Raw genomic sequence first — 9,602 nt, forward strand, 5'->3', positions numbered from 1 at the left:
CGGCGCCCAAGACCGCCTCCAGCCCCGTGGTGAGCCCCGAGGGCGTCTCGAGCGTCGACATGTCGCCGGGCTCGCAGGCCGATGGGCAGACCGGCGGGCAGACCGGTGACGGCCAGAGCGCCGTCCCGGCGGCGCCCGTGGCCACGACGGGGGCCGCCTCCGACGCGGACGGCTGCCGGATCGCGTTCACCGCAACCTCGATCGAGGACGCCGTCCCGCGGCTGAAGAACGTCGCCACCGGCAAGTGGTACTACCCGCCGAGCGGCAAGGAGTTCGTCGTGGTCAACACGACGATCGGCAACAAGGGGACGGGCGCGTGCACGGCGTCGCCCGGTCAGCAGCGCGGTTACACCGCCGCCACCACCTTCACGGCCGGCGACAAGGCCGCGGGCGACCAGCTTTACCGAGGCCGCCGGATGAACCGTTCCTTCGCGCCCGACGAGAACACGACCGGCGCTTTCGTCTTCGTCGTTCCGAAGGGAAAGGAGCTCACTCAGGTGGGGCTCCGCAAGAACGGCTCCAGTAACTGGACCATCGTCCGCAAGTAACGTCCGAATAATCATCCACACCATTCTCGGAGGATGTCATGGCGACACCCCTGGACATCAAGAAGCTGCTGGGCGCCCGGATGACGGGCAGCGGCGGCACGGAACTCGGCACCATCGAACAGATCTTCTTCGATGACACCTCGGGCGTCCAGGAATGGGCGCGGCTGCGGATGGGCGGGCTGCTCGGCGGCAAGGACCGCTTCGTCCCGCTGGAGGACGGCAGCATGGCGGGCAGCGACCTGGCGGTGCCGTACAGCAAGGAGAAGGTCGCGGGCTCGCCCGAGCTGAACGTGGACCGGCACATCACGCCGGAGCAGGAGACGCGGCTGCGCGCCTACTACGGCCTGGACGGTTCCGCGACGAAGACCCAGACCACCACCACGACCACCACGGCCAGCGCCAAGACCACCACCGCGGCGGCCGCGGGCATGGCCGGCGCCGCGGGCGCCGCGGGCATCGCCCACCAGACCGGCGGCAAGCACGCGGGGGCCGACGTCCGGCGCGACGGCGATCTGTCGCTGCTCCGCAGTGAGGAGCGGATCCACTTCCGCACCGAGGACGTCGAGCTGGGCCGGGTCCGGCTGCACAAGTACGTCGACGTGGTGCAGGTCGAGGAGCGTGTGCGGCTGATGCACGAGGAGTTCGAGCTGGAGCGCATCCCCGTCACCGAGGGCGCGGGCGACATCAAGGAGGACGCCGTGGAGGTCGTGCTCCGTGGCCAGCAGGCCCTCGCCATGAAGGAGGTCGTCCCGGTCGAGCGGGTCCGCCTCACCGTCCGGCAGGTGCCGGAGGAGCGGATCATCCGCGACAGCATCCGCCGGGAGCGGATCGAGGTCGAGCGGTTCGAGTCGACCGCGTCGGGCACGGCCACGGGCAAGGGCGTGTCCGGCAAGGCCGGAAACCTGGCCGACAAGGCGGGCGACGTCGCCGGCAGCACGTTCAACAAGGTCAAGGGCATGTTCGACGGCAAGTGACGCCCAGTCGACACCCAGCGTGCGGGACCGGTGATCGCTGATGATCACCGGTCCCCGCCGTTTTGTCGGTGGCGGGGCATACCGTGGGAACCGACGTCAGCAGTGCAGGTTGGGGGAGGACTCGTGCGACAGGAACTCGATCTTCAGCGGACTCGTGCGCCGTTCGAGGTCGTCACCGAGATGACCCCGTCCGGCGACCAGCCGACGGCCATCGCGGCGCTCAAGGAACGCGTCCAGAACGGCGACAAGGACTCGGTGCTGCTGGGCGCCACCGGCACCGGCAAGACGGCCACCGTCGCGTGGCTGATCGAGCAGGTCCAGCGGCCCACGCTGGTCATGCTGCCGAACAAGACCATCGCCGCCCAGTTCGCCAACGAGCTGCGCGAGATGCTCCCCAACAACGCGGTCGAGTACTTCGTCTCCTACTACGACTACTACCAGCCGGAGGCGTACGTCCCGCAGACCGACACCTACATCGAGAAGGACTCCTCGATCAACTCCGAGGTGGAGCGGCTGCGGCACTCGGCGACCTGGTCGCTGGTCACCCGCCGCGACGTGGTCGTCGTCGCCTCGGTCTCCTGCATCTACGGCCTCGGCACGCCCGAGGAGTACGTCAGCCGGATGATCAAGCTGAAGGTCGGCGACGAGTTCGACCGGGACTCCCTGCTCCGCTCCCTGGTCGACATCCAGTACGCCCGCAACGACCTGGCCTTCACCCGGGGCACCTTCCGGGTCCGCGGCGACACCATCGAGGTGATTCCGCAGTACCAGGAGCTGGCCGTCCGGATCGAGATGTTCGGCGACCAGATCGACAAGCTGTCGACCCTGCACCCGCTGACCGGAGAGGTGATCTCCGAGCACGAGGAGCTGCACATCCTGCCCGCCTCGCACTACACCGCGGGCACCGAGCGGATGGAACGCGCGATCTCCGGCATCGAGACCGAGCTGGAGGAGCGGCTGACCGAGCTCGAAGGCCAGGGCAAGCTGCTGGAAGCGCAGCGGCTGCGGATGCGCACCACCTACGACCTCGAGATGATGCGGCAGATCGGCTCCTGCTCCGGCATCGAGAACTACTCCCGGCACATCGACGGCCGCGAGGCGGGCAGCGCGCCGCACACCCTGCTCGACTTCTTCCCCGACGACTTCCTGCTGGTCCTGGACGAGTCGCACCAGACCGTCCCGCAGATCGGCGCGATGTACGAGGGCGACGCGTCCCGCAAGCGCCAGCTCGTCGACCACGGGTTCCGGCTGCCGTCGGCGCTCGACAACCGCCCGCTGCGGTGGGAGGAGTTCCTCGACCGGATCGGGCAGACCGTCTACCTGTCGGCCACTCCCGGCCCGTACGAACTGGGCCGCGTCCAGGGCGACGTGGTCGAGCAGGTGATCCGGCCCACCGGCCTGATCGACCCCGAGATCATCGTCAAGCCCACCAAGGGCCAGATCGACGATCTGGTCCACCAGATCAGGCTCCGCACCGAGCGGGACGAGCGCGTCCTGGTCACCACCCTCACCAAGAAGATGTCGGAGGACCTCACCGACTACCTGCTGGAGCTGGGGATCAGGGTTCGCTACCTGCACAGCGAGGTCGACACCCTGCGCCGGATCGAGCTGCTGCGCGAGCTGCGCTCCGGCGAGTACGACGTCCTGGTCGGCATCAACCTGCTCCGTGAGGGTCTCGACCTGCCTGAGGTCTCCCTGGTGGCGATCCTCGACGCCGACAAGGAGGGGTTCCTCCGTTCGGAGACTTCCCTGATCCAGACGATCGGGCGTGCGGCCCGCAACGTCTCCGGTGAGGTCCACATGTACGCCGACAAGATCACCCCGTCGATGGAGCGGGCGATCGACGAGACCAACCGGCGTCGCGACAAGCAGAAGGCGTACAACGCCGAGCACGGCATCGAACCGCAGGCGCTCAGGAAGAAGATCGCCGACATTCTCGACTCCATCGTCCGCGAGGACCAGGACACCGAGACCCTGATGGGCGGTTCCGGCCGGGCCCAGTCGCGCGGCAAGGCACCCGTCCCCGGCTTCGCCAGCAAGGCGGCGCGCGAGACCGGCCGTCACGCCCACGACCTGGTCACCGACCGGCCGCGCGAGGAGCTGGAGGGTCTGGTGGCCTCGCTCACCGAGCAGATGCACCAGGCCGCCAAGGATCTCCAGTTCGAGCTCGCCGCCCGTCTCCGCGACGAGATCAAGGAGCTCAAGCGTGAACTCCGCGACCTCAAGGAAGCGGGCATCAAGTAGTGGGCATCAGGTAGCGCCGACCCCGGTCCGCAGAAAAGCGGCGGATCGGGGAACTTTTCAGGGCTTGTTGCACTCATATTGAGTAGAACTCGATGTGAGGAGACGGCATGGCCGATGTTCAGCGCAGGTTCGTTCTGCGGCATCTGCGGAGCGCCCCGACGACGTATGTGCGGCACCTGCGGAGCGGGAAGCTCGCGCATGAGGGTGTCGGGATCGCGTTCTGGTTCCGGCCGCTGTCCGCGGTGATCAGCGAGGTCCCGGTGGACGACCGGGAGCTGCCGATGCTGTTCCACGGCCGCAGCCACGACTTCCAGGATCTGAGCGTCCAGGCGACCGTCACCTACCGGATCGTCGATCCGGCGGTGACGGCGCAGCGCATCGACTTCGCGGTCAGCCCGGACACGGGCCGCTGGCAGGGCACCCCGCTCGACCAGGTCGCCGCGATGCTCACCGAGACGGCGCAGCAGCACGCGCTGCGCGTCCTGGCGGGCCTGCGGGTCCGGGAGGCGGTCGTGGCCGGGCCCGACGCCGTCCGCGCCGAGCTCGCCGGACGCCTGTCGGGCGACGAACGCCTCGCCGCCACCGGAATCTCGGTGATCGACGTCCGGGTGGTGGCGGTCCGTCCCGAGGCGGAGGTCGAGCGCGCCCTGCAGACCCCGGCCCGTGAGGAGGTCCAGCAGGAAGCCGACCGCGCCACCTACGAGCGTCGCGCGACGGCCGTCGAACGCGAACGCACCATCGCCGAGAACGAGATGCAGAGCAAGATCGAGCTCGCGCACCGCGAGGAGAACCTGGTCGCCCAGCGCAACCAGAACGCCCGCCGCACCGCGGAGGGCGCCGCCGAGGCGGCCAGGGTCGAAGCCGAATCCCAGGCCGCCCGCAACCACCTGGCCGCCGAACTCGACGCCGAGACCGCCCGCATCGCCGCCCAAGCCCGCTCCCTCCGCGAAGAGGAAGCCGCGGCGGTGGCGGTGCGGATCGCGGTGGTCGAGGAGGAGGCGCGGCTGGCGCGGGAGCGTAGGGCGATTGAGGAGAGTGGGGAGTCGCAGCGGCTCGCCGCGGTCGGGCGGGCCGAGCGCGACCGGATCGGCGCCGAGGCGCTGGCCGCGGTCACCAGGATCGCCGCTGCGGCGGAGGCCGAACGTATTCGGGTCGCCGGGGCCGCTGAGGCGGAGGCGCTCGCGGGTCGGCTGGCCGCTCACGCAGGGGTTGACCCCCGGGTTCTTCTCGCGTTGGCCGCGCAGTCCGTGGCCGAGAACCTTCCTGAGATCGGCCAGCTCACGCTGACGCCCGACCTGCTCAGCCAGGCCCTCACCCGGCTGTCGCACGGCGACTCCGGCGAGGCGCGGTGACGGCGAAGGGGCTGGCGCCCCGGGTGGTGGTCGTCAGGAGACGGACCGAGTTCGAGGAGCTGGTGGCCCGGCACGGGACCAGGCAGCAGGCGGCCTACTACCTGAAGGGCAGAGGACGGGAGATCGAGGAGGTGGTCGCGCCGCACGAGGCCGTGGGGCGGGCCGTCGGCGAGGTCGGGGCGGCCGTCCCGGTGGAGTGGCGGCGGGGCGTCGTGGAGCGGGCCGATCTCGACCGGTTCCTGTTCGCGCCGGACGACGTGGTGGTCGTCGTCGGGCAGGACGGCCTGGTCGCGAACGTCGCCAAATACCTGGCTGGCCAGCCGGTGATCGGCGTCAACGCCGAGCCGGACCGGAACCCCGGAGTGCTGGTCAGGCACGAGGCGGGCGCCGTCGCCGGGCTGCTGAGAAAGGCGGCCGCCGGGAGTCTGGACGTCGAAGAGCGGGTGATGGTCACCGCGGGGCTCGACGACGGGCGCTCCCTGACGGCGCTCAACGAGGTCTACTTCGGCAGCGCGACCCACCAGTCGGCCCGCTACCGGCTCGAAGCGCCGGTGGCGGAGCGCCAGTCGTCCTCGGGCGTGCTGGTCGGGACGGGGACGGGCGCGAGCGGCTGGTGCCGGTCGGCCTGGCTGGAGCGCGGCAGCTCCCTGCCGCTGCCGGGCCCGACCGAGCGCAGGCTGTCGTGGTTCGTCCGCGAGGCGTGGCCGTCGCCCGCGACGGGAGCGACCCGCACCGAGGGCCTCCTCGACCCGGCGACGCCCCTGACGCTGACCTGCGAGACCGACGGCCTCATCGTGTTCGGCGACGGCATGGAATCCGACCGCCTCACCCTGTCCTGGGGCCAGCGCCTCACCGTCGCGGTCGCCGACCGCGCCCTCCGCCTCGCTTAGCGCAGGAGCCGGGGCAGGATCAGCGCGTCGACGAGGTGTTCCGCGACGGCCGGGTCGGGGGCCGGGTCGCGGAGCATCGCCCGGTAGGTCATCAGTGCCGGGACGATCGAGAACACGAGCCGCGGGTCGGCGTCCGGCCGCAGTTCGCCTCTGAGCATCGCCCGCCCGAAGATCTTCTTGGCGACTTCGGTGCGCGGCAGGACGACCCGTTCCCGGAAGACCTGGTTCAGTTCCTCGTCGTGGGGGAGCCGCGACATCAACGCCACCAGCAGGTCGCCGTGGAGCGCGAACTCGGTCGCCATGTGCACCGTGACTTCCAGCAGTTCGGCCCTGAGGCCCTTGTCGCCGGGATCGTCCGGATTGGTGAGCACCCCGTCCACCAGGGCTTCCACCAGCAGTTCCGCCGGCCGCGGCCAGCGCCGCCGTAGTTCTTCCTCGTCGACCCGCCCCAGGTCGGCGACCGCGCCGTGGGTCAGTCCGGGAAACCGCTGCTCCCGGAAGGCGCCCAGCGCCGCGGCGTAGATCTGGCCCACCTTGGTCTCACTAGCGAGCGCCATCCCACCGCCTTCCGTCCGCCCCCGTACCGTCACCGTGAAGTGGCTCACAGTGTGCCAGGGGAGTGCCGGAAAGTCAGCGTCAAACGAAAGTAATTTTCCGTTCAACCGCTACTGCTCTTGAACCGGTAGCGCGCGGTCCGTGATCGCGCTCTGCGTCTGCGGGCGGCCGTGAACAGCCGGATCGCGCAGTAGAGCAGGAACACCATGAAGATCACGCCGAGGACGGGCGCCAGGATCGCGACCACGCTCAGCCCCAGCGAGAAGAAGTCCTCCGCGGTCGACAGCACCGGCGCGGCGGTGCCGCCCGTCCCCACGTTCGCCACGGGCCGCACCGTGACCTTGGTGGCGTGCACCGCGAACGCGGCGATCATGCCGAGTACCCAGCCGATCCACGGCTGGTCCTGCAGCAGGGTCGCCCCCGTGCCGACCGCGCTGTCGAGCTGGCCGGCGGCCGTGCTCGCGGCCATCACCGCGCCGCCGGCGGCGGGCCGGATGAAGGTCATGACGAGGTCGTTGGCGCTGTCGATGATCGGCACCTTGTCCAGGACGACCTCGGCCGCGCACAGCACCCCGATGATCGTCAGCGCCCAGCCGCCCGACATCCAGGCGAACTGGGACGGCAGTTCGACGAGCGTGGTGAACCGCGCCAGCAGCCCGACCACGAGGATCGGAATGTAGGCGTTGAGCCCCGCGGCGCTCGCCAAACCGAGCCCCGTCAGGAAAGCGAACATGGTCCCCCCGGCCCCAGAAGCACTGTTTCCCGGTCATTCCCCACTTGGACGCATGAGAACCTATACCGGTGCCATCGGGGGGTTGACATGCGCTTTTCCATCAGAACCGGGCTGATCATCGGGCTGTTCGCGGCCGTCCAGGGCTGCTCCGCCGCCGCCCCGCTTCCGCTGCCCTCGACGCCCGCCCCGGCGACGTCGGCCCTGTCGCCCCTTCCGGCGGCGCTCGCCGTCCAGGGCGCGTATCTGGCGCTGGGAGACTCCTACTCCTCCGGCGAAGGCGCCTACCCGGCCAAGGCCGATCTGGCCCCCGCCAACCGCTGCCACCGGACGTCCGCCTCCTACGTCCACACCGTCCGCAGGACCTTCCGGTTCGCGGGCGGCACCTCCTTCTGGGCCTGCGCCGGCGCCAGGGTCGACCATCTGCTGACCGGGAAGTCGGGCGAAGCCCCCCAGCTCGACCGGGCCGGAGCCCGCACCAGCCTCATCACCCTGACCATCGGCGGCAACGACCTCGGCTTCTCCCAGGTGATCGCCGCCTGCGCCCTGCCCTCCTCCCGCGCCTGCGCGCAGGAGGAGGCCGCGCTGCCCGCCCGCCGCGCCGGCCTGCGCCGTTCCCTGGACGCCCTGCTGGCCCGGCTGACGGCCCGCGCCCCGAAGGCCCGGATCATCCTGGTCGGCTACCCGCGCCTGTTCGCGCCGGAGATCCGCGGCCTCAACACCCAGGGCGACCGGCTCAACGACCTGCTGCGCGCCGCCGCCCGCCGCGCCGACTCCGCCCTGGTCCGCAGGCGGGCCGCGGGCTCCGTCGAGTACGCCGACACCGCCGCGGCGTTCGCGGGACACGAGATCGGCGCCCAGGATCCGTACGTCAACGGACTGTCCCTGACGGCCCGCGCCGGCATGTTCCATCCGAACGCCGCCGGCTACCGCGCTCTCGCCCGGGCCGTCGTCCGGCAGATCCGCACGGGTCCCGACCGTCCGCTCAGCCCTCGCTGATCGCGTCCAGCCGTCCGACGGCGTCGGCGAACTCCTCGACCATGTCGTAGACGACCTGCCGTGCCGGTTTCACGCTCCGCATCAGCCCGACGCACTGCCCGACGAAGTAGTTGACGAGCTCCGCCGCGCCCGGATTGCCGTTCTCGGCGGCCTTGGCCAGATGCCGCATCGCCCCCTCCGCGACGATCATCTGCAGCGGCATCGGCAGCGCTCCGGGGCTGTCCGGCCCCTCCCACTCCCGCGTCCACGCCGAGACGAGCTGCCGCGCCGGCTTCCCCGTCCGCGACCTGGACCGCACGGTGTCCGTCGCGGACGCCGCCAGCAGCTTCCGCTTGACGGTCGGCAGGGTCTCGGCCTCCTCGGTCGTCAGCCACACCGACCCGCACCACACCCCCGAGGCGCCCAGCGCGTACGCGGCGGCGATCTGACGTCCGGTCGCGATCCCGCCCGCCGCCAGCACCGGGACGGGCGCGACCGCGTCCACGACCTCGGGCACCAGCACCATCGTGGAGATCTCCCCGGTGTGCCCGCCCGCCTCTCCGCCCTGCGCGACGATCAGATCGACCCCGGCGGCGACCTGCCGCCGTGCGTGCTCCACGGTCCCGACCAGCGCGGCGACCGGCACCCCGGCCTCCTTGGCCCGGGTGACCATGAGCGCCGGGGGAGTGCCGAGCGCGCTGGCGATCAGCCGGATGGGATGTGACAGCGCCACGTCGATCAGCTCGGTGGCCCCCGCCCCGGTCACCGAACGCGCCCCGCCGCGCGCCGCCGCGGCCGCACCGGCTCCGCCGAGCTCGGGCACCGGCACCCCGTACTTCTCGAACAGCTTCAGCAGGAACGCCCAGTGCTCGGCCGGGATCGCCGCGAGGGGGTCGCCGCCGTCGCGCGCCGAACCGTCGATCTTGGACGGCACCAGCACGTCCACCCCGTAGGGGCGCCCGCCGACCTCCCGGTCGATCCAGCGCAGCTCCTCCTCGAGCCGCTCGGGGCTGTAGGCGACCGCCCCGAGCACCCCGAACCCGCCCGCGTTGGTGACGGCCGCGACGACGTCCCGGCAGTGGCTGAAGGCGAACAGCGGGAATTCCGCTCCGACGAGATCGCACACCTCGGTCCTCATGCCCGGACCGTACCGAATCAGATTCGGCTCAGCTAGAGGGGCCGGAAGACCAGATGCGGCTCACCCTCCTCCGCCGGGACGAACCTCGCCCGCAGCGGCAGCCCCTCTCGCGGCTCGGCCACCCCGTCGAGCGCCGTCTCCAGCCACGGGCCCTCGGCCAGCTCCACCAGCGCGACGGTCGCGGGCTCGCCCC

General features: G+C 71.1%; 10 protein-coding genes. 6 read left to right on the forward strand and 4 right to left on the reverse strand.

What is annotated here, in order from left to right:
• The 5 genes from ACYVE7_RS21990 to ACYVE7_RS22010 all read left to right on the forward strand — a co-directional run.
• A partial coding sequence (locus ACYVE7_RS21990; protein ID WP_460366876.1) for a DUF4352 domain-containing protein occupies positions 1 to 548 on the forward strand: 548 nt, incomplete at its 5' end.
• Between the two features lie 38 nt (positions 549 to 586).
• Positions 587 to 1,522, forward strand: coding sequence for a YsnF/AvaK domain-containing protein (locus ACYVE7_RS21995; protein WP_460366877.1), 936 nt, complete (start codon positions 587 to 589; stop codon positions 1,520 to 1,522).
• 123 nt (positions 1,523 to 1,645) lie between these two features.
• The gene (uvrB, locus tag ACYVE7_RS22000; RefSeq protein ID WP_460366878.1) at positions 1,646 to 3,766 is read left to right on the forward strand and encodes an excinuclease ABC subunit UvrB; all 2,121 of its coding nucleotides are present in this window, start codon (positions 1,646 to 1,648) and stop codon (positions 3,764 to 3,766) included.
• 107 nt (positions 3,767 to 3,873) lie between these two features.
• Positions 3,874 to 5,118, forward strand: a complete 1,245-nt coding sequence (locus ACYVE7_RS22005) for an SPFH domain-containing protein (RefSeq protein WP_460366879.1) — start codon at positions 3,874 to 3,876, stop codon at positions 5,116 to 5,118.
• Entirely contained in the window at positions 5,115 to 6,008 is an 894-nt protein-coding gene (locus tag ACYVE7_RS22010) for an NAD(+)/NADH kinase (protein WP_460366880.1), read from the forward strand. The genes ACYVE7_RS22005 and ACYVE7_RS22010 overlap by 4 nt, the downstream gene beginning before the upstream one ends.
• On the opposite strand, the gene ACYVE7_RS22015 is transcribed toward ACYVE7_RS22010, so the two are convergent.
• On the reverse strand, positions 6,005 to 6,565 hold the full coding sequence (locus tag ACYVE7_RS22015; protein ID WP_460366881.1) for a TetR-like C-terminal domain-containing protein: 561 nt from the start codon (positions 6,563 to 6,565) through the stop codon (positions 6,005 to 6,007). The two genes, ACYVE7_RS22010 and ACYVE7_RS22015, sit on opposite strands and share 4 nt — an antisense overlap.
• A 101-nt stretch (positions 6,566 to 6,666) precedes the next feature.
• Complete coding sequence (locus tag ACYVE7_RS22020) at positions 6,667 to 7,296, reverse strand: DUF4126 domain-containing protein (protein WP_460366882.1); 630 nt, start codon at positions 7,294 to 7,296, stop codon at positions 6,667 to 6,669.
• An 87-nt stretch (positions 7,297 to 7,383) separates the two neighbouring features.
• On the opposite strand from ACYVE7_RS22020, the gene ACYVE7_RS22025 reads away from it, so the two are divergent.
• Positions 7,384 to 8,292: an SGNH/GDSL hydrolase family protein gene (locus tag ACYVE7_RS22025; protein WP_460366883.1), complete on the forward strand. Its 909-nt coding sequence runs from the start codon at positions 7,384 to 7,386 to the stop codon at positions 8,290 to 8,292.
• Here the strand turns inward: ACYVE7_RS22025 and ACYVE7_RS22030 are convergent.
• Positions 8,279 to 9,409: an NAD(P)H-dependent flavin oxidoreductase gene (locus tag ACYVE7_RS22030; RefSeq protein WP_460366884.1), complete on the reverse strand. Its 1,131-nt coding sequence runs from the start codon at positions 9,407 to 9,409 to the stop codon at positions 8,279 to 8,281. The genes ACYVE7_RS22025 and ACYVE7_RS22030 overlap by 14 nt on opposite strands.
• A 32-nt stretch (positions 9,410 to 9,441) precedes the next feature.
• Positions 9,442 to 9,602, reverse strand: a 161-nt coding sequence (locus ACYVE7_RS22035; RefSeq protein ID WP_460366885.1) for an OB-fold domain-containing protein, incomplete at its 5' end; no start/stop codon positions are given.

This window comes from Actinocorallia lasiicapitis, from assembly GCF_054778695.1.

What these genes read in the sequence shown, in the direction of transcription:
- ACYVE7_RS21995 (WP_460366877.1), top strand. Translation starts at nt 587, where the DNA reads ATGGCGACACCCCTGGACATCAAGAAGCTGCTGGGCGCCCGGATGACG.
- ACYVE7_RS22005 (WP_460366879.1), top strand. Translation starts at nt 3,874, where the DNA reads ATGGCCGATGTTCAGCGCAGGTTCGTTCTGCGGCATCTGCGGAGCGCC.
- ACYVE7_RS22015 (WP_460366881.1), bottom strand. Translation starts at nt 6,565, where the DNA reads ATGGCGCTCGCTAGTGAGACCAAGGTGGGCCAGATCTACGCCGCGGCG.
- ACYVE7_RS22020 (WP_460366882.1), bottom strand. Translation starts at nt 7,296, where the DNA reads ATGTTCGCTTTCCTGACGGGGCTCGGTTTGGCGAGCGCCGCGGGGCTC.
- ACYVE7_RS22025 (WP_460366883.1), top strand. Translation starts at nt 7,384, where the DNA reads ATGCGCTTTTCCATCAGAACCGGGCTGATCATCGGGCTGTTCGCGGCC.
- ACYVE7_RS22030 (WP_460366884.1), bottom strand. Translation starts at nt 9,409, where the DNA reads ATGAGGACCGAGGTGTGCGATCTCGTCGGAGCGGAATTCCCGCTGTTC.